General features: G+C 42.1%; 3 protein-coding genes. All 3 read right to left on the reverse strand.

From position 1 onward, the window contains the following. Nucleotides 1–3 precede the first annotated feature (3 nt). Genes QUE46_RS13250 through QUE46_RS13260 form a run of 3 tightly spaced genes read right to left on the reverse strand, consistent with a single transcriptional unit; the run spans nt 4 to nt 23,557 of the window. Nucleotides 4–1,311 carry an HlyD family type I secretion periplasmic adaptor subunit gene (locus QUE46_RS13250; protein WP_286245152.1) on the reverse strand — a complete coding sequence of 436 codons (1,308 nt, stop codon included), beginning with the start codon at nt 1,309–1,311 and terminating at the stop codon, nt 4–6. Continuing rightward, the gene (locus tag QUE46_RS13255; protein ID WP_286245153.1) at nt 1,311–3,431 is read right to left on the reverse strand and encodes an ATP-binding cassette domain-containing protein; all 2,121 of its coding nucleotides are present in this window, start codon (nt 3,429–3,431) and stop codon (nt 1,311–1,313) included. The genes QUE46_RS13250 and QUE46_RS13255 overlap by 1 nt, the downstream gene beginning before the upstream one ends. Continuing rightward, entirely contained in the window at nt 3,428–23,557 is a 20,130-nt protein-coding gene (locus QUE46_RS13260) for an Ig-like domain-containing protein (protein WP_286245154.1), read from the reverse strand. The genes QUE46_RS13255 and QUE46_RS13260 overlap by 4 nt, the downstream gene beginning before the upstream one ends. Nucleotides 23,558–23,770 lie beyond the last annotated feature (213 nt).

Raw genomic sequence — 23,770 nt, forward strand, 5'->3', positions numbered from 1 at the left:
CTATTATGGTTCACGCATGGCATTGGCCTTTGCTCTTAACAAAGGTTTTAACCAGTAATCTAAAACAGTTTTTTTTCCAGTAATTATATCTACCTGAGTTTGCATCCCCGGTATGATAGGTTGCTGAGCAATCTGACTTACAGTGGTTTTTATAAAAGCTTGATAATACGCCGTGCCGTCTTCTAAATATTGAGCATCTGCACTAATGTAAGTTACTTCCCCTTCCAATCCTCCATATATAACAAAGTCATATGCAGTAAATTTTACTTTGGCTGGCATACCAACTCTAATAAAACCTATATCTTTTGGTTGTACTTTAGTATCTATTAAAAGCTGATCATTTTGCGGGACTATTTCCATCATCACTTCGCCAGGATCGATTACGCTTCCAATTGAGCGAGACACAATATTTTTTACAGTCCCTCGTACTGGCGCTCTTACCTGTGCTTTTAATAATCTGTCTTCAAGCGCTTTACTACTTTGTGAGATTTTAGCGAGCTCATTACTTACTTCATCTAGCTGGTTTTGTGTATCAGCTAAATAATCAAATACAATCGCTTTACGCTCTTCAAGCACTTGGCTTTTGGCAGCAATAAGCTGCTGTAGTAATGCGCTGGCTTGGTTTAGCTCACCTTTCATTGCAATTTCATCGCGCTGTAATTTAACAAGCTCCATTTCAGCTACAGCTCCAGCATCTACCGCACTTTGTGTTAACTCGACCTCTCTGCTGGTTAGTTTTAAGCTTTGCTTTAACGCTGAAATATTTGCTAGTTGCTCGTTACTTGCCTGCTCTTGTTGCAACAAACTTTGGGTTCGTTGTTGTAATTGCGACTCAAGCTGAGTTAAACGCGATGTGTAAGTGTTATATGCTTGCCTGTATACTTCTGGCGATACGCCCTTACGTGGAATCTCTAAGCGCTGAATTGTCGCACCAAAACTGCTTTGCTCGTCAAGTTTTACACTTTTAAGCTCTGTTAACAGGCGGTTATGTCTAGCAAGTAAAGACTCTCGCTCTTGGCTTGATTCAGCAAAAGCGGCTGCAAAGCGGGTTTCATCGATTAAAAGTAATGGATCGCCTACTTCAACTAACTGACCTTCTTGCACGAGCACCTCTTTTAATATGCCACCGTCAAGATTCTCAATAGTTTGCACACGCTGAACAGGAATAACAGTACCTTGCCCTATAATTACCTCTTCTAGCTTAGCAAATTTTGCCCATAAAACGACTGAAAAAAGCAAAATAAAAACAATAATAACCAACCGCTTAGCTTGCTTTGCAGCTTGCAGCTGCCCCATATATAAATCAGCCATTATTTAGACCCGCTCCCACTATTGGTATTACTTACTCGAGTCACTTTTTTACTCACCAGTTTTACACCGCCCGATACTTTTTCACTAAATAATGATTTAGGGGTTTCAATACTTTTTAATCGGCCATGATCTATAACAAATATTCTGTCGCAAATTGAGAGCATTTCTTTGCGGTGGCTAGAAATAACTACCGTTTCGGTACGCTCTTTAAGGGATTTTATTAATAGTTTTTCATGCCCTTCGTCCATTGCTGACGAAGGCTCATCTAACAAAAGTAAAGCATTATTACTTTGCAATAGCGCGCGTGCAATGCATACAGCTTGTCGTTGGCCACCCGATAAAAATCGGCCAAATTCGCCTACTTGTGTTTCAAGCCCGGACTCTAAACGGTCAATAAATCGGCTCACGCCTGATTGCACAAGCGCATTAGTGAGATCGGTAGGGTTGATGTTTTGTGCACCTAAGGTGATATTTTCAAGTACTGAGCCATAAAACAAGCTAGGGCTTTGTGCGACCCAGCCACTTTGCCTGCGCAATGCACTTAAAGACCAATGTTTTATATCTATGTCGTCTATTAAAAGCTGCCCAGAGGTTGCTCTGTATTGACCTGCAATTATAGCTAGTAGTGTTGATTTACCCGACCCTGCGCGGCCGTACAACCCTATTTTTTCACCTTTTTTGATATCAAAGTTAATGTTATGAATAGCTTCTAGTTCTTGCTCATGGTACTGAAAGCTTAAATAACGAGCCGTAATATTGCCATTTAAAGAAGCATCAATTGTACTTTCGCCGCTTTGCTGTTCTTGCTCTAATGCCATTATATTTTTAACTGACTCAATAGCTGTTTGCGTTTGTTTGTACTTTAAAACAAGCCCAGCCAACGAAGATATAGACCCCGATGCTCGACCACTTAACATAACAATAGCAATCAGTGCGCCCATACTAATGTCACCATTGCTTATTAAATACACGCCAAATACGATTAACCCAATACTGGTAAATTGACTGAGGCTAGCCACAGTATGTGTAAGTGTTGTTGCACTGTGGCGTGACTTATTTTGCCAATCAACCATTTGTGCGAGAGTTTGCTCAAGCTTTTGCTGCGCACTTGCTTGACCATTCATCTGCTTTAACTCAACAAGCTGATTTAAGTTTTCAATTAAGTACGCTTGACGTTGAGTAGATAACTTAGATGCTTGCTCTACGCTTTCATTTAATTTAGCTTGTAATACAATACTTGTAATAATAACAATACTCAGCACAGCAACAGGAATAAGTACAATTAATCCCCCAAGCCAAAATATTAACGCTAAAAACAATAAGGTAAAGGGCAAGTCAATAACTGAAACCAGTGTTGCAGAGGTAATAAATTCCCTAACACTATCAAAATCTTGAACTTGTTTTGCATAAGCCCCCGCAGAGGCTGGGCGCTGCTCAAGCCTCATACCTAATACTTTAGCGTATAACATACTACTTATACGTAAATCTATTTGTCTACCTGCGGCATCAGTTAAATGCCCACGAGATTGCTTTAACAACCAATCGAATACAATGGCTATTGTTGCACCTGTTGCCAACACCCATAAGGTATCTAGTGCTGCATTGGGCACTACACGGTCATAGACATTCATAGTAAATAGCGGAACGACTAAAGCGAGTAAATTTACCGTTAGTGACGCCAATAATAGTGAATTATAAAAGGGTTTTACCTGCTCCCAAGCAGGCCTTAACCAACTGGGAATACGGGTATGGAGTTTTTCGGAGCGATCATCGGTGACATTTTCGTGCGACAAATACCAAATCAACTCTTTATCAATATCAGTTAACTGCTTTGGTTCTGCTCCATCTTGCGAGCTAAATGTACTTTCTCCCTTACTCTCAAAAAACCAAAAGTAGCCATCTTTATCGAGTACCAAGGCTGGGTAAGCATAATGTTTAGGCGCAGTTTGTTGCTGGGCACTCACATTAATATTACTCAATGCTTGTTCTAAATGATGAGCCGAAAACTCATTACTTGGCAAACCAAGTAACAAGTTATCGCTTTGATGGCGCAAATGCAGGGCATCAGCAATGTGCTTGCCAAGTGCCTGCATTTGTTCTCGTTTTAAACTTAACTTCATACGTTTTGATCGCCGTCTAAGCTTTCATTCATACTTTGAGCGAAAGCAGTGTCACCACCACTTGAGTCCTCACTAAATGATTGAGCTTGTGCGCCGCTTGAGCTTGAAGTGTTACTTGCTGAAGCTGAAATAGTCACATCTACCTCTTCGGTAGGTGCTTGTTGAGTCTCACCGTTAAGTGTAGAAAACGCATTTAGTGTTAGCGTGAAACTATCACCTGCGTCGGCATCAACAATTTCTAAGGCTTCAATATCAGTAATATCAACAGTCCATGTATCACCGACCTTTTCACCAACGTTAAAGTTGTATCCATCTGGTAAGCCTGTAATTTCAATATAGCCCGTTTCATCTGCTGCTGGATTTTGTAAATCAACATCAAGGTTTAGGGCGATATTGTTAGTTGAATTACTTGTAACATCATTTGCAGCAGTCCACACAGGCGCATCAGCTTGAGGTTCTAACTCAATAATAAATTCTGATGATTGTGTCTCACCCACACTTGTTACCGTTTCACCATTAATTTGTGCGCTATCAACAGTTGCAACATCAACACTCATGTTTAATGTGCCAAACGCAAGGCCACCGGCATTAAAGTCAAAGTTTTCAATTGAGTTACTGTCACTGGTAATTGTCGCACTAAAGCCGCCATTACCATCGCTAGTAAAGAATACAGTTTCAGTACCGACAGTAATAGACGCTTTGCCGTCAATATACTCAAGTGCACTACTGTCCGAGTCGGCGGCTATATTAACCGTTAATTGAATTGTCTCCGTGCCATCCGCCTCTTCACTAAAGGCCTCTAAGTCAATAGTCAAGGTGTCATCTTCTTGCCCATCGTAGCTTTCAAATGGCTTTTTAGAAAAATCCAGTGCATCGGCTTCTGGGTTTACAACAACCATAAACGAGGCTGAGGTCTGTACTATTTCACCTGGTGATTCATCCTGAGTTAGCGCATTTAGGGTTAATTCAAACTCACCACTAAAATCAAGCGGCGGTACAATAATCAAACCAGCTAATTGCTCTGCAGTAACAGTCCAGCTTGTGGTGTCTTCACCATTAAAGGTGCCACCATCTTTACCATTATTAACAAGCAAATTACCATCAGCATCTTTTAGTACGGCATCTTTTGGCACGCCCGAGATAGTAATTGAAATAGTTTCAGAGCCGTCATCATCTTTTAGCAGCGCACTTAAGCCTGTTAATGCTATATCGGCATCTTCGCTACCTTGTGCATCTGCTACTGTTAATACTGCTTCGTCAGTTACCGCCTCTACAGCAATACTAATTGTATTAGTAACTTGTGTTGTATCAGTGGCAGTACCTGTACTTAATTGTGCGGTATCAACAATGGTTGCTGTTATCTGAATATCTATGTCAGTACCTGATTGGTCTTCAATTGGCTCAACCCCAATACTTGCTAGTGCAGTAGCAAACTCTGCCTCTGTACCGTTATATGTATATGTGTTATCACCGTTGTCGGTAAACATATTATTAGGGTCATACAATCCAACGCCATCCGGTAAGGTAATAATAATTGGCTGAGAAAAATCAACTTCTTCAACCCCGCCATTTTGCTCAGGGTTTGCCTCATCATCTACTTGGTTTAAATCGGTTAAAGCTAATGTTAAGCCTAGTGCTGTGGTGCGGTTGTCTTCCTTAATTTTGTTAATAGCTGCGCTAAACTCACCACCGTCAGCGACTGGAGTTATATCTATTTCTAAAGATTGCGTGTCATCAATATATTCATCGCCACTATCATTATCTACCGCAATGATCGTTACCGGAATAATTAATTGCCCTGAATAGTCATCACCTGCACTGGTAAAGCTTAAATTACCAAGTGATTCTTCAGGAATAATATATTCAGCAACTTCGCCGTCATCACCTGGAATTGCGATAACCCCATCACCTTCAATAATAAGGCCTTCAGGTAGGCTATCAGCGTTTATGTAAACAGTAACGGTATCGTTCTCATCGTCAGTTAAACTGGTATTAATATGCCCTGTAAAATCAACTGCTTCATCTTCTACTGCATCTACCACCGAAATTTGTAACTGCCCTACTTCAGAAGCCTCTGACGTACTTCCGTCTCCTTCAACAGTAAAGTTAACGGTAAAATTGTCACTTAGTAATACCGCATGGCTGCCATCAGCTACACGGGCTTTAACAGTAACATCTATATCACCTGTAGAATTTTGTGCTTCTAAGGTTACATCAGCGAGTAAGTCATTAATTACGTCTGTTACTGAGTCACTTGTGCCTGCATCAATAGGTATAATCCAACGACCGGAGCCATCTGGGTATGCACCATTTGGATGGAGTACCTCTATATTTACGTCATCAGGGAGTATTATTTCTATATGAGTAATAACCTCAGAGCCATCAACATCCTCTTCTGTAAAGCTAACAGCCCCCGATAGGCTCAGTGTTCTGCTTGAGCTCGTGATTGTTTCATCCGTTGCTTCAAGACGGGTAACAGCACCACTATTATCGCGCTCGGCACTACTTTGCGTATCAACCTGTCCATTAACAGTGACTGTAACTTGACTACTAATATCCTCGCTCACACTGCCCACATTTGACGTATCGGTTACGGTATAAAGTACATCAACAGTAAGCGTGCCAGAGAAATCCTCATCAGGCAGCAAGCGCACTCTATCACTGGCTAAAACATCCTCAAGCGTGGGGTACTCGGCATTAATTAAATCTGCTAAATCAAACCCACTACCTACGTTCACTACCTCACCATCAACATACAGAGTAGTGTTTGCTGGTATGGCTGTAATTACAGCACCTGTTATTGTTTCTGACCCATCACTGTCGATTAAATCTGGGTTAAAATTAAGTGCTATACGTGTATCTTCATTGCCCTCAGACGTTGTTGATAGGCTTTGCGTATTATTGTCAATTGTTGGGTTAAAGTTTGTAGTTACAGCAATGTTGTAATCAGCAGTATCACCATCAGCCTCTGTCGGGACTACTTTAATATTAAAGTTAACTTCACCACTAAAGTCATCAACAGGCGCTAAATAGTAATTTTCCATCTCTGCGGCCGTTAAGCTGTACATTGGCTTGCCATTAGCATCAGTACCAACAATTGATAAATTAGCAGGGTCGCCGTTTACATCTACTAGCATTACCGAGTCTGGTAAGTCAGAAATAACTAAACTAATTGCTTCTGACTGATCCACATCAGAGGTCACAATTAAAAAGTCTAAACGTAGGTTAGTATCTTCCGTACCTTGGGTATTTTTAAGCGTAAAGTTGTTTTCATCTACTGTCGTAAATGTCCAGTTATCATTGCTGTTTTCTTCATCAAGCTCTGGTGGATCTATTTTACCTATAACAGTAAGTTGTAAAGTATCTGGCTCTGTACGTGCTTCTTCACCGGTGCTGGTTTCTGTTGCTATGGCTGTAACCGTAATGTCAAATGTAGCGTCGGTTGCACGGCTGGCATCTTCTTTTTGTTTTAAGAATATGTTCCCTGCTTGCAGCTCTACATCACTTACAAGCCAATTGCCATCTGCATCTTGAGTTAACACATCTCCATTTTCGTCTACCAGCTCAAAACCTTCTGGCAATATAACTTCAAAACTAAGCGTTTCGGAGCCGTCTTGGTCAACCAGTAAACCACTGAATAAGTCTATCGCAGGGGTGAGCGCATCTTCATCTACGGTTTGGTTACGCACAAATAAGCGAGGCTCATCAGCAACAGGGGTTATTTCAACCGTTACCGTTTGCGTACTTGATGATGCACTATCGTTGTTTTCAGCTTCTGTTGCTATAGCAGTAATATCAAAAGTAAACGTGCCCGCTACATGCTCTTCGCCAACTACAGTTAAGCTTTGTGCCTCTGCTGCGGTTATTTCATCACCGTTTGATAGCGTACGGCCATTGGCTGTAACGATTAAGCCCTCTTGTATATTATTGATTATATAAGTGAGTGTTTCTGAGCCATCTGTATCTTGCAGTGTAGCGCCAATATTAATAGCAGCTTCGGTATCTTCTGCAGTTGTGTAACTGTAATCGTTTGTGTTATCCCAATCAGGGGTGTCGGCCTCTGATATAACACTTACTGCTTGAGTGGCGTTGTATTCACGATTGCCATTATCAGTCGTTACTGTTGCATCAATAGTCAGGTTTACCGTTTGAGTTTGGTTTGAGCTATCGCCAAGCGGTTCAAATGTTAAAGCGCCGTTTATAGTTGCTACGCCATTAGCATCAATACTTAACTGGCTGCCACTTAGTACATAATAACCATCAGTAGCTGTTAGCTCACTGCCATTTAACAATAACTTTCCACCTTGTAAAGAGCTTTCTTCAATACGTATTTGAGTAACCGTTTCATTTTGGTCAATATCGCCTGGGTTTACGGTAACAGTAATTGTAGAAGAGCCGTCTTCATTGGCATCTGTTGCAGTCGTAGTCATCTCACCAATGTCATCACTTGTAGTCAATGATAAATCTGCTGTCGCTGTATCACCGTCAGCATCTGTTACAACATAAGTAATTGTGTCGACAAAATCATTTGCTGATGAACCAAATGTAGTGGTAGTAATTGTTACGCTACCATCTGAATTAATTGTGGCTGTACCGTAATCTTCATCACCATCATTTAAAGCGAATGTATCGCCCACATTTCTAACCACATTGTTATAAGTGATGCTTGTTACCGTCGCTCCGTCAGCTCCCCCTTCAAGGTTAGCTAATAAATCGATTGTAACGGTTTCACCTTCAATCAATGCTTTACTTGCACCAGGCAAGCTAGGGATATCATCGGTTACTGTGGCAATAACAACACTTTGTGAATTTGATATATCCCCATCTGCATCTACCGCAACTAAATCGATTGTTACATCAAGTGTGTTTTCTCCATTACCCGCTTCGTGGTCTAAGGCTTTGAACTGCTCGTATTCAAAGGTTCCATCAGCATTAAACTTAACGCGGAAAATTGTTTCAGCTGCCCCGTTTTCGCCTGTTGGTGCTGTTGCTAAATACCAGCCATCATCGTCAGCTGTATTTGACAGCGTAACGTCTTCACCTGAAGAGGTGTAACCAGAAAAGCTAAAGCCGTCAGCTAGTTTCACTTCAACAACTTCATCTGAGCCTGATGTAACGCTAATATTGCCCTCGGTTTTAATTGAGTCGTTATTACGTAAGCCTTCTTCGTCAACCGCTGGAGCGCTATCGCCTGAAGTTGTGACACTAGGTGACTGACCATCTTCTACGTTTACTGCTAATACACTTTGTTCTCTAGTGCCATCGGCATCGGTTGAAACAAGAGGTACGTTAATAGCAAGCGTTGCTTCTTGTGAATCTAAATGATCAATAGCCCCTGCGATTTCAAAGGCAATGTTGTAACTTTCAGAGGTGCCTGCTGCTACATCCACATCAGTTGGAAGAGTTACCGTAAATACAGTAACGCCATTAACTACACCGTTTGCGGTACCATCCTCATTAACTCGCCATGTAATCGGCTCACCGTTTTGGGTAAGAGCATTGCCATTGCTATCAAGCACGGCGTCACCTGAAGCTACATTCATACTAAGTGATTTAACAGCCTCACCGCCAGCCGTAATAGTAATGCTCTGTGTATCTGATTGACCAGTACTGCCTGTTTCTGGGCTTTCTGCGACATTGAACGTAGGTGAGGTTTGCGTTGCATTAGCACTATCTGTAACGTTTACAGTAATATTTTCCTCATCAATATCGCCATCTTGATCTTGCAATTCAATTGCCAGGTTAAAGCTACTATTGCCGTTATTATCAATAGGGCGAATAAGCTCAATGGTATATTGTAAGTTTTCTTGGCTGCTTGTGCTGTTTGTGATCTCAGGTAAAGTTGCAATAAATACAGGGTTATTTATATCACCTGTATGTGCTGTAAGCGTTAAGCCATCTTCACTTAAAGTATATTGAATATCCTCACCACCAGAGGTTAGTGCAGGTTGCGAGCCAGTTACAGCAAAGGTTAACGACGAAAAGCTATCACTGCCAATAACAGTATCTAATGTACCGTTAAATGTATCTGAGCCGGACGCTAAACCTGACTCATCAAGGTTTGCAGAGTCTATATTGGCAAGCTGTGGTCCTGTGCCATCTTTAACGGTTATGGTTACATTACCCGCACCGCTGATTGCTGTACCATCACTATCCTCACCATTAACAGAAAGCGCAAAGTCTATATTTTCTCCATCAGGGTTATCAAGCGGTAAGCTTACTGTTGTTTGAACCCTAGCATCTAAATCTTTACCATTGGCATCTTGCGTTGCACTTACGCTAAAGCGGATAACTTCGTTACCATTTGCAGAACCCGTAATTGTTTTTCCGTCTTCGCTTAATGCAAAGGTAATAGCTACACCAGCACTTGTTAAGTTTAACGCATTTAAGTTTGCGATAGTGTCATCAAAGGTGATTGAATCAGCAACTAGTGCATCAGAGCCTGCCACAACAGCAAAGGATTTATTATTTGTTGTTGTAACGCCATAATCACTTTCTGTATAAGTAGCAGCTTGCTCTGTAAAGCTGCCCGCACTGCCATCTTGTACTGTAAATGTGGCTGTACTTGATGAACTACCAACACCGTCGCGATCTTCTATTGTGTATTCAATCGTAAACTGTGGTGAAGGAGTTGAGTCTCGATTATCAAGCGCGTTAAAGCTCCATGTGCCATCGCTGTTAACCGTTAATGTACCTTCATCGGTTACTATCGTGGCTGGTGTACTTGTTGTTACATCATAATCAGTGCCATTAAATGTTACACTTGTAACGGTTGGTGCGCCCTCTACTACACTGTCGTTTGTGACTAAGCTACCTGTTGATACTCTACCCGCATCGGTGTCGGCTTCTGTAACTGTAAAGCTGTCGTCACTACTTTGTGGGGCAGAGTCGGTAATAGTAACGGCTGTTGGTACAACGACTAATTCGGTTGTGCCATCGGCATCTGTTTGTAGTGCATCAACAAAAATATCAGTAAGTAAGCTTTCACTTTCGTGATCAATAGGTGCATGTAGCGTAGTAGTAAGTTCTCCACCTACAAGCGACACACTTAGCACTAAGTTACCTTGCGAGTCTTTTACCTCTAAAGATAAACCATCATTTGCTAAGGTAACCGAAACAGGGCTGCCGTCTACCGTTAAGCCTTCAAGACCAGATTGGTTTGTACTTAATGTAAGGTCAGCGTTATCTATTTCTATTGAACTAGTCGCTGAGCTTGTGCCGCCATTTGCTGTATTACTTTCATTTAATGTTTGGCTATCAAGCGCATCGAGTGTTGGTGCGACATCTTGCGCTGCGTTTCCTGCAGAATCAGTAACAGTTGCCGTAATAGTCCACTGCTGTGTATCATCAAGCTCAGATATATCTATACCGTTAACGTTCCAAGTTCCACCATTTGCGACTGCTGCAGTCACTACTTCACTAGTAGTGCCATCAAAAATTGTAAGTGTAACGGTAGAACCTGGTTCAGCATCGGTTGTACCGTTTAGCGTGGTTACTTCACCCGCTTTAAAGGCTCTACTGTTAATGCCGTTTTCACCAGTATCAATATCAATATTAATGGTGGTGTCTTTAGTAAAGGTGGTTTCGTTTGTGGCTAAATTACCCTCAACGTCTAATGCGCTAACACTTGCTGTAATTTCACCATCAGCAAGGCCTGAAATATTCGTGGCATTAATTGCCCACTCACCTTCGCTATTAATCGAGACGTTTTCAACCGTGACTTTATCTCCGTTCACATCGGTAAATACCACAGTGGCTCTTTGGTTAGCATCAGCCTCTTCTATTACGCCACTTACAACTACATTATTTTGCTCTGCAGTATTAATAACGGCGTCATCGCCTGTTGCAACATCAATGCTGGTTAGGGCTGTTTTATCGTGAATGGCGGTGTCTGTATCAGTTGCTGTATTACCTGCTACATCACTGACTGTGGCTGTGGCGGTTAATGTGCCATCGTTTAAGCCTGATAAATCTGCACCTGTAATCGTGTAGGTATTATTAGTAACTGTGGCTTCAAAGCTGCGCTCATTACCGGCTTCATCTGTTACTACCACTGTTACCGTTTGATTGTCTTCAACACCTGTTGTGGTCCCTGTAATTTCAACACTTACGTTTTCACCATTACCGTTAATTACGCCATCGTTTGTATCGTTAATATCAACGGTTACAGTAGCTGCGGTGTCTTTAGTAAAGGTGGTTTCGTTTGTGGCTAAATTACCCTCAACGTCTAATGCGCTAACACTTGCTGTAATTTCACCATCAGCAAGGCCTGAAATATTCGTGGCATTAATTGCCCACTCACCTTCGCTATTAATCGAGACGTTTTCAACCGTGACTTTATCTCCGTTCACATCGGTAAATACCACAGTGGCTCTTTGGTTAGCATCAGCCTCTTCTATTACGCCACTTACAACTACATTATTTTGCTCTGCAGTATTAATAACGGCGTCATCGCCTGTTGCAACATCAATGCTGGTTAGGGCTGTTTTATCGTGAATGGCGGTGTCTGTATCAGTTGCTGTATTACCTGCTACATCACTGACTGTGGCTGTGGCGGTTAATGTACCATCGTTAAGCTCTGATACGTCTGCACCTGTGATTGTATACGCTTCATCAGTAACGAGTGCGGTGAACGTTTTAGTATTTGTGCCATCAGTTACTGTTACGGTAACCGTTTGGCCATCTTCAACACCTACAGCTGTACCGTTTATGGTTACATTTGTATTTTCACCATTACCATTTATTACGCTATCGTCTGTATCAACAATATCAACTGTGACATTAGCAACCGTATCTTTTGTTAGGTTAGCGGTATTAACCGCTTCATTACCTGCGTTATCAAATACGCTAACACTTACGGTTATGTCGCCATCGGCAAGCGAGCTTATATCTTCGTTATTTACTTCCCAGCTGCCATCGTCATTTATGGTTACATTATCAACGATTACTTTTGTGCCGTCTTTGTCTGTAAAGGTAACAGTTATGCTATTCGTTGACTCTACATCATCAACCACACCGCTTACGCTAACAGCCTCGTCCTCGGCTGCGTTTATTACAGTATCATCTAGCACTAAAGTGGTGCTTGCTTGGGTGTCTTTTGTGAAATCTAGCGTGCTTGTTGCTACGTTACCCGCTATATCTTGTGTGCTTACATCTACTGTGTAGTCGCCATCTGATAGGGCATTTAAAATACTGCTATCTAATTCCCAGTTGCCAGCGTTATCTACACTTGCAGTGCCATTAAATACAGTACTGCCGTCACTGTCTTTAATGATAATTGCTACGCTTTGGTTAGCTTCTACATCAGTTACTGTGCCTGCTACTTTAGCAGTGCTTTGCTCAGCATTGTTAATAACAGCATCGTCGCCCACATTTACCGTAACAGCGCTTTGTGTATCTTTAACAATGTTAAGATCTGCATTGGCAGTGTTGCCTGCGGTATCAGCGGTTGTTGCTGTAACAGTCAATGCCCCTTCATTAAGGGATGTCAAATCGAGTGAGTTACTTTGCCACGTTCCATCAGCTAAAATAGTCGCTTGCCCTGTTACCGAAGCACTACCATCAGAAACAGTAATATTGACGATTTTACCTTCTTCAATATTGGCACTTTGACCATTAATAACTACAGCCGATTTTTCTGCATTATTGATCAATAAATCGTTATTTTCACTTGGTATAGAAATGGAAGCTTGGGTATCTTTTTCAAAGGTTGTGCTATTTGTGGCTTGGTTACCCGCATTATCAAGTACACTAACAGTCGCAGTAATAGTGCCATCGGCAAGGGTATTAATATCTGCACTATTAACCTCCCAACTGCCGTCATTATTAATCGTAACATTGTTTATAGTCACGAGTTCGCCACTTTCATCAGTAAAAGTAACTGTTGCTGTATTCGTCGGCTCTATATCAGTAACCTGACCACTCACAACAACATTTGTTTGCTCGCTTGCATTTACTACGTCATCACCCGCTGCCATTGCAATGGTAGTAGCTGCTGTTTTGTCGTGTATGGCTGTATCTGTATTAGTGGCTATGTTACCGGCTACATCACTTACGGTGGCTGTGGCGGTTAATGTGCCATCGTTTAAGCCTGATAAATCTGCACCTGTAATCGTGTAGGTATTATTAGTAACTGTGGCTTCAAAGCTGCGCTCATTACCGGCTTCATCTGTTACTACCACTGTTACCGTTTGATTGTCTTCAACACCTGTTGTGGTCCCTGTAATTTCAACACTTTCGTTTTCACCATTACCGTTAATTACGCCATCGTTTGTATCGTTAATATCAACGGTTACAGTAGCTGCGGTGTCTTTAGTAAAGGTGGTTTCGTTTGTGGCTAAATTACCCTCAACGTCTAATGCGCTAACACTTGCTGTAATTTCACCATCAGCAAGGCCTGAAATATTCGTGGCATTAATTGCCCACTCACCTTCGCTATTAATCGAGACGTTTTCAACCGTGACTTTATCTCCGTTCACATCGGTAAATACCACAGTGGCTCTTTGGTTAGCATCAGCCTCTTCTATTACGCCACTTACAACTACATTATTTTGCTCTGCAGTATTAATAACGGCGTCATCGCCTGTTGCAACATCAATGCTGGTTAGGGCTGTTTTATCGTGAATGGCGGTGTCTGTATCAGTTGCTGTATTACCTGCTACATCACTGACTGTGGCTGTGGCGGTTAATGTGCCATCGTTTAAGCCTGATAAATCTGCACCTGTAATCGTGTAGGTATTATTAGTAACTGTGGCTTCAAAGCTGCGCTCATTACCGGCTTCATCTGTTACTACCACTGTTACCGTTTGATTGTCTTCAACACCTGTTGTGGTCCCTGTAATTTCAACACTTTCGTTTTCACCATTACCGTTAATTACGCCATCGTTTGTATCGTTAATATCAACGGTTACAGTAGCTGCGGTGTCTTTAGTAAAGGTGGTTTCGTTTGTGGCTAAATTACCCTCAACGTCTAATGCGCTAACACTTGCTGTAATTTCACCATCAGCAAGGCCTGAAATATTCGTGGCATTAATTGCCCACTCACCTTCGCTATTAATCGAGACGTTTTCAACCGTGACTTTATCTCCGTTCACATCGGTAAATACCACAGTGGCTCTTTGGTTAGCATCAGCCTCTTCTATTACGCCACTTACAACTACATTATTTTGCTCTGCAGTATTAATAACGGCGTCATCGCCTGTTGCAACATCAATGCTGGTTAGGGCTGTTTTATCGTGAATGGCGGTGTCTGTATCAGTTGCTGTATTACCTGCTACATCACTGACTGTGGCTGTGGCGGTTAATGTGCCATCGTTTAAGCCTGATAAATCTGCACCTGTAATCGTGTAGGTATTATTAGTAACTGTGGCTTCAAAGCTGCGCTCATTACCGGCTTCATCTGTTACTACCACTGTTACCGTTTGATTGTCTTCAACACCTGTTGTGGTCCCTGTAATTTCAACACTTACGTTTTCACCATTACCGTTAATTACGCCATCGTTTGTATCGTTAATATCAACGGTTACAGTAGCTGCGGTGTCTTTAGTAAAGGTGGTTTCGTTTGTGGCTAAATTACCCTCAACGTCTAATGCGCTAACACTTGCTGTAATTTCACCATCAGCAAGGCCTGAAATATTCGTGGCATTAATTGCCCACTCACCTTCGCTATTAATCGAGACGTTTTCAACCGTGACTTTATCTCCGTTCACATCGGTAAATACCACAGTGGCTCTTTGGTTAGCATCAGCCTCTTCTATTACGCCACTTACAACTACATTATTTTGCTCTGCAGTATTAATAACGGCGTCATCGCCTGTTGCAACATCAATGCTGGTTAGGGCTGTTTTATCGTGAATGGCGGTGTCTGTATCAGTTGCTGTATTACCTGCTACATCACTGACTGTGGCTGTGGCGGTTAATGTACCATCGTTAAGCTCTGATACGTCTGCACCTGTGATTGTATACGCTTCATCAGTAACGAGTGCGGTGAACGTTTTAGTATTTGTGCCATCAGTTACTGTTACGGTAACCGTTTGGCCATCTTCAACACCTACAGCTGTACCGTTTATGGTTACATTTGTATTTTCACCATTACCATTTATTACGCTATCGTCTGTATCAACAATATCAACTGTGACATTAGCAACCGTATCTTTTGTTAGGTTAGCGGTATTAACCGCTTCATTACCTGCGTTATCAAATACGCTAACACTTACGGTTATGTCGCCATCGGCAAGCGAGCTTATATCTTCGTTATTTACTTCCCAGCTGCCATCGTCATTTATGGTTACATTATCAACGATTACTTTTGTGCCGTCTTTGTCTGTAAAGGTAACAGTTATGCTATTCGTTGACTCTACATCATCAACCACACCGCTTACGCTAACAGCCTCGTCCTCGGCTGCGTTTATTACAGTATCATCTAGCACTAAAGTGGTGCTTGCTTGGGTGTCTTTTGTGAAATCTAGCGTGCTTGTTGCTACGTTACCCGCTATATCTTGTGTGCTTACATCTACTGTGTAGTCGCCATCTGATAAAAAACGTAGAATAGAGCTATTAAGCTCCCAATTACCTTGCTCATCTACAGTGGCTGTAGCTGAAAGTAACTCTTCACCATTGCTGTCTTTTAATACAACATCAACGTCTTGCCCAGGCTCAACATCACTAATAGTTCCCGCTATTTTAGCGCTCGCTTGTTCTTGTGCATTAATAAAAGCATCGTTGCCAACATTAACGTTGATTGTTGCTTGGGTATCTTTTTCAAAGGTTACGCTGTTTACAGCTTCATTACCTGCGTTATCAAATACACTAACGCTTGCAGTAATTTCACCATCGGCAAGCTCGCTAATATCACCAGCAGGAACTTGCCAATTACCTTCGCTATCTAGGGTTATATTATTTATTGTTGCCGAAGTACCATTAATATCAGTAAAGGTTACAGTCAGCTGATTTGTAGACTCTACGTCATCAACTTTACCACTTAGTGCAACGGCTTCATCTTCGCCAGCGTTAATGAGCGTATCAGCAAGCTCTAATGTAGTTGTTGCTTGAGTGTCTTTTGTAAATGACGCACTATTAACAGCTTCGTTGCCTGCATTATCAAATACACTAACGCTTGCGATGATTTCACCATCGGCAAGTTCACTAATATCAGCAGCCGCTACAGACCAGTTACCATCAATATCTAGGGTGATATTTTCAATTGCTGTAGTTTTACCGTTTTGATCGGTAAAGGTTACCGTTACATTATTTGTAGATTCTACGTCATCCACTTTTCCGTTAAGTGCTACAGCTTCGTCTTCTGCAGCATTAATTACGTTATCGGCAAGTTCTAATGTCGTACTTGCTTGCGTGTCTTTATTAAAGGTGGTGCTATTTACAGCTTCATTGCCTGCGTTATCAAAAACACTAACACTTACAGTAATTTCGCCATCGGTAAGTGTGCTTATATCACTTGGGGTTATTTCCCAGTTACCGCTGCTGTCTACATCAACCGTAGCTGTAACTAAATTACTACCGTCGGAGAATGTAACGGTTACTTCTCGTGTGGCTTCTATGTCGGTTACTGTGCCGCTTATAATTACATTGCTTTGCTCAGCTGCATTCACTACATCATCGTTTTCAGCGACCACTATTGTGGTGCTGGCTAACTTATCGTGCTCAGCAACATCGCTACTTGTAGCTGTATTACCCGCAACATCGGTTACTGTAGCTGTTGCTGTTAATGTTCCATCATTTAGCGATGACACATCAGCATTTGTGATAGTGTAAGCGCCGTTAATTACTTCAGCAGTAAATGTTTCAGTATTTGTGCCATCGCTCACAACTACTGAAACAATTTGACCATTTTCAATGTTAGATACATCACCTGTGATGCTAACGACTGTATTTTCTGAATTGCCATTAATAACGCCATCATCAGTGTCGTCGATATTTACAGTTACACTTGCGAGCTGATCTAGAATAACACTATCGTTTGCTGTCGCAGTATTGCCCGCTAAGTCTAAAACAGTGGCCGTAGCTGTAATTGTGCCGTTATTCAAGCTCGATATATCTACATTTTCAAAACTATACTGACCATCAACTACTGTGCCATTGAGCTCAATATCCGGGTTAACCCCATCCGACACGAGTACGCTAATAGCTTGACCGTTTTCAATATTCTCTACATCACCTGTAATGGTTATTTGCGAGTTTTCGGTACTGCCATTAATTACGCCATCGTCTGTTTGTGCAATATTTAAAGTTACGCTGCTTAGTGTATCTTTTGTAAAAGTAAGCTCTGAATTTGCAGGGTTCCCAGCTGAATCAGTAACGGCTACAACAGCGTTAATTTGACCTTCGGCTAAATCAGCAATTTGGTCGGTAGTGACTTCCCATGCACCATCATCGCCAACGGCTACTGTTATCACTTTAGACACATTATTGCTGTCGGTAAGCGTTAGTGTAACGTCCTGCCCCTGTTCTACATCAGTTGTGCTACCTGCTATTACAACGCTATTTTGCTCTAAATTATTTATTACTTGATCTGAATCAATTAATGACACGTCGATAGAGGCTATGTTATCTAAATCAACTGTATCTGAAGTTGTTACGGGGTTACCTGCTATATCTGACACGCTAGCTGTGGCAGTAAGTGTGCCATCATTTAAAGCGCTTGCATCAATTGGGCCTGTGACGTACTCGCCATTTTGTACAAGGGCCGTTGTTTCAACTTGGTTTGTGCCATCGCTGATAATGACCACCACTGTTTGGCCGTCTTCTACATCGGTTACTGTACCGCGCACAAGGATTGCAGCACTTTCACCGTTGCCATTTATAACGCCGTCGGCTGTTTTATCAATACTGGTTGTAATTGCTGCGGTGTTATCAAGTTCTACGCTATCTTGCGCGTTAACAGGGTTACCCGCTAAATCTGATACGCTTGCTGTAGCAGTTAATGTGCCGTCGTTTAATGCGCTTGCATCAATTGGGGCTGTAACGTATTCGCCATTTTGTACAAGCGCCGTTGTTTCAACTTGGTTTGTACCATCGCTGATAATAACAGTAACAGTTTGACCGTCTTCAACATCGGTTACTGTACCGCGTACAACTAAGGCTTCGCTTTCACCGTTGCCGTTAATAACTGAATCGGCAGTTTTATCAATGCTGGTTGTAATTGCTGCGGTGTTATCGAGCTCTACAGTATCTTGTGCACTTAGCGGGTTACCGGCTTTATCTGACACATTAGCTGTTGCTGTTAATATGCCATCGTTTAGTGCACTTGCATCAATAGGTGCTGTAACATATTCGCCATTTGTAACAGTTGCAAAAACTTCTACAGGTTCGTTAACACCATCACTAATTGTTATGGTAACAACTTGCCCATCTTCAACATCGTCAACTAAACCACTCACCACTATTGCGGCACTTTCACCATTTCCATTAATAACACCATCTTCGGTTTTATCAATATTAATAGAAAGTGAAGTTGTATTATCGAGCTCAACTGAATCTTGTGCGCTTACAGGGTTACCTGCTAAATCTGATACGCTTGCTGTAGCAGTTAATGTGCCGTCGTTTAATGCGCTTGCATCAACCGGATCTGTGACGTATTCACCATTTTGTACAAGCGCCGTTGTTTCAACTTGGTTTACGCCATCGCTGATAACAACAGTTACTGTTTGGCCGTCTTCAACATCGATTACTGTACCGCGTACCACGATGGCTGCACTTTCGCCGTTGCCATTTATAACGCCGTCTGCTGTTTTATCAATGCTGGTTGTAATTGCTGCGGTGTTATCAAGTTCTACGATATCTTGCGCACTTACAGGGTTACCCGCTAAATCTGATGCGCTTGCTGTTGCGGTGAGTGTGCCGTCGTTTAATGCGCTTGCATCAATTGGGGCTGTAACGTATTCGCCATTTTGAACAAGCGCCGTTGTTTCAACTTGGTTTGTGCCATCGCTGATAATAACAGTTACAGTTTGGCCGTCTTCAACATCGGTTACTGTACCGCGCACAACGATTGCTGCACTTTCGCCGTTGCCATTTATAACGCCGTCGGCTGTTTTATCAATGCTGGTTGTAATTGCTGCTGTGTTATCGAGCTCAACTGAATCTTGCGCCGTAACTGGGTTGCCTGCTAAATCAGATACGCTTGCTGTAGCAGTTAATGTGCCGTCGTTTAATGCGCTTGCATCAATCGGATCTGTAACGTATTCGCCATTTTGTACAAGCGCCGTTGTTTCAACTTGGTTTGTGCCATCGCTGATAACAACAGTAACAGTTTGGCCGTCTTCAACATCGGTTACTGTACCGCGTACCACGATGGCTGCACTTTCGCCGTTGCCATTGATAACGCCATCTGCTGTTTTATCAATGCTGGTTGTAATTGCTGCGGTGTTATCAAGTTCTACGCTATCTTGCGCGCTTACAGGGTTACCCGCTAAATCTGATGCGCTTGCTGTAGCGGTTAACGTGCCGTCACTTAGTGCGCTTGCATCAATCGGATCGGTAACATACTCACCGTTTTGCACAAGCGCCGTTGTTTCAACTTGGTTTGTACCATCGCTGATAATAACAGTTACAGTTTGGCCGTCTTCAACATCGGTAACAGTACCGCGTACCACGATTGCAGCACTTTCGCCGTTGCCATTTATAGCGCCATCTGCAGTTTTATCAATGCTGGTAGTAATCGCTGCGTTGTTATCAAGCTCAACTGTATCCTCAGCTGTAACAGGGTTACCCGCCACATCGGATACGCTGGCGGTGGCGGTGAGCGTGCCGTCGTTTAATGCGCTTGCATCAATCGGATCTGTAACGTATTCGCCATTTTGTACAAGCGCCGTGGTTTCAACTTGGTTTGTGCCATCGCTGATAATAACAGTTACAGTTTGGCCGTCTTCAACATCGGTAACAGTACCGCGTACCACGATTGCAGCACTTTCGCCGTTGCCATTTATAACGCCGTCGGCTGTTTTATCAATGCTGGTTGTAATTGCTGCGGTGTTATCAAGTTCTACGCTATCTTGCGCGCTTACAGGGTTGCCTGCTAAATCTGATACGCTTGCTGTAGCGGTTAACGTGCCGTCATTTAATGCGCTTGCATCAATGGGATCTGTGACGTACTCGCCATTACTTACCAAGGCTTGCACCTCAATTGGTGTGTTTACGCCATCGCTGATAATAACCGTCACGGTTTGGCCGTCTTCAACATCGGTGACTGTTCCGCGTACCACGATGGCTGCACTTTCGCCATTACCGTTAATAACTGAATCGGCTGTTTTATCAATGCTGGTTGTGATCGCTGCGGTGTTATCGAGCTCAACGGAATCTTGCACCGTAACTGGGTTGCCTGCTAAATCAGATACGCTTGCTGTAGCAGTTAATGTGCCGTCGTTTAATGCGCTTGCATCAATTGGGCCTGTAACATATTCGCCATTTTGTACAAGCGCCGTTGTTTCAACTTGGTTTGTGCCATCGCTAATAATAACAGTAACAGTTTGGCCGTCTTCAACATCGGCGACTGTTCCACGTACCACGATTGCTGCACTTTCGCCGCTACCATTTATAACGTCATCGGCTGTTTTATCAATGCTAGTTGTAATCGCTGCGGTGTTATCAAGTTCTACGCTATCTTGCGCGCTTACAGGGTTACCCGCTAAATCTGATACGCTTGCTGTAGCGGTTAACGTGCCGTCGTTTAATGCGCTTGCATCAATTGGTGCTGTAACATACTCACCATTTTGTACAATGGCTTCTACTTCAACGGGTGGGTTTACGCCATCACTAATAGTTACAGTAATGGTTTGACCATCTTCAACGTCGGTTACTGTGCCGCGTACAACGATAGCAGCGCTTTCGCCGTCACCATTAATAACGCCATCATCGGTTTTCTCTATATCAACTGTTAATTGTGCAGTTTTATCTTGAACCAAAGAGTCAGTAACTTGGGCTAAATTGCCTGCATCATCAATAACACTTGCTGCGGCAGTAATTTCACCATCTGCTAATGTTGAAATATCGACACCTGATAGCTCATAGTTCCCATTTTCAACAATTGCGGTAACAACCACTTCATTGCCTAATGAGTCTGTAAATACGATGGTAACTTCTTGGCCATCCTCTACACCATTTACTAAGCCGCTGAGCGAAATGTCGGTATTTTCAGAGCTGCCATTTATAATGCCATCTTCGGTTTTGTCGATACTAAGGGTTAACGTGCTTTGTGTGTCTTTTGAAAAAGTAACCTCTTGAGTGGCCTCATTGCCAGCGGCATCAAAAATGCTTATTTGCGCTGAAATTTCGCCATCTGCTAACGATTCAATATCGCCGCTAATTTGCCAGTTGCCATCAGCATCAACCTCTGTTGTTACAACTACTTGCTGATTATTACTATCCGTAAAAGTAACAGTAACTAATTGGCCTGGCTCAATATCTGTAACCGAACCACTAAGTTGTACATTACTTTGCTCGGCGCTATTAATAACCCCGTCAATATCTTGTGTTACTAAGCTTGCAGCAACTGAGCTGTCATATTGTGCTTCATCACTAGCGCTTGCTGGGTTTCCTGAAATATCTTGAGCAGTTGCATTTGCGCTAATAGTGCCATCATTTAAAGATGAAATATCAACGCCGGTTATTTCGTAACTTCCATTAACAACAATTGCCGTTAATGTAATTGGAGGGTTAATACCGTCGCTTAATACAACAGTAACTGTTTGGCCATCTTCAATACCGGTTACTGCACCTCGAACCGTCACGTTACTTTGTTCTTCACTGTTTATAACACCATCTTGTGTTGAGTCTATCTCGACGGTGAGCTGTGCGGTTTTATCATGTGAAATTACTTGGGAAGCCGTATTCTCATTACCTAATAAGTCTTGTGCTTGTGCTGTTGCTGTGATCTCCCCATCACTTAACGAAGAAATATCAACTTCTAGTTGGTACTGGCCATTTTCAACAACAGCCTCAACTGTCACTTCATTGCCATCAACATCTGTTAGGGTAACTGAAACTGTCTGACCGTCTTCAATACCTTCAACTGTTCCGCTTACCTGCACTATGTTTTCTGAACTATTAATTACACCGTCTTCGGTTTCATTTACTTCAATTGTTATTATTGCAGTTGTATCTTTAGAGAAAGACTTTTGCGTTTGAGTATCATTACCCGCAATATCAATAGTGCTAACTTGTATAGTGTAATTTCCATCGGGTAAGTCAGCAAAAGGTTCAGGGCCAATACTCCACTGACCATTAGTAACCGTAGCCTCATACGTTGCAATGGGGTTACCTTGCGCATCAAAAATGGTTACTGTTACCAGCTGCCCATCTTGCACATCTACCACTTCACCCTCAAAATCAATAGGTTGATTTGTATTTAAGCCATCTTCAAAATCAATAAAAATATCTGCTTGAGTATCTTTTACTTTAGTTTCACTGGCTGCGTCATCTTCGTTACCACCAACAAGCGATACTGTTGCAGTAACTTCACCATCATTTAATGCCGTAATATCGATATTTATTACCGACCAAACACCATCTTGAACTTCAGTTGTTACTATAATTTCATTGCCATCAGAGTCACTTAAAATTATTTGTACTATTGAACCATTAGGGACATTTTCAACGGTTCCAGAAAACTCCAAAGCCACGGCGTCATATTTATTGATAAAGATACCGTCACCACCAAGCTGGCCTACGGTGAAAATAGGATCAGGCGTAAACTCAAGGAAATCAGGGTCTTCTTCCGCGGCATCTGCAACAGGAGTGGTTTCGTATCCAGATTCAGGAACAAGCTCTTGCCCTTGGCGAGCAATAAGTTGATAAGCCATTTGTGCATCATTGCCATCGTTTGATGATAAAGAAGCAATGCTACTCGTATTACTGCGAGCATCAAATGTACTATTTTGGCTTAAATCGGATACAAGTTGTGAAATAATATCTTGCGGAACAACAAGCTCTTTACTTGAATCAGCAAAAACCAACTCATCTCCCTCTAGGGAAATATCACTACTGTTTAATACAGGTAGATCAGTGAATTGCTCTGGTATAGAGTCTACCTTGACCCAATCTCCATTATCCATAACAACCCATACATCACTTAGTAGTTCGACAATAACAACAGCTTTACTTATATTTTCCAAAGTGAATTTCCTAAATAGTTAATGAGAGTAAATAGCGGCTTAGCCAAAAGGTAGTTCTAATTGTTACAAAACCCAGTCAATGATACAAAAAAATAACATCTATCAGTACCTTTTTATTGGATTTTGTCATATTTAATTTCATAATGTAGTTCTTATTTATAATATAATAGCAATCTTTCAATACAAAACAACTAGGTAAATGTAACTAATATA

Origin of the sequence: Pseudoalteromonas sp. MM1, from assembly GCF_030296835.1 — a bacterium.
GTDB lineage: Bacteria > Pseudomonadota > Gammaproteobacteria > Enterobacterales > Alteromonadaceae > Pseudoalteromonas.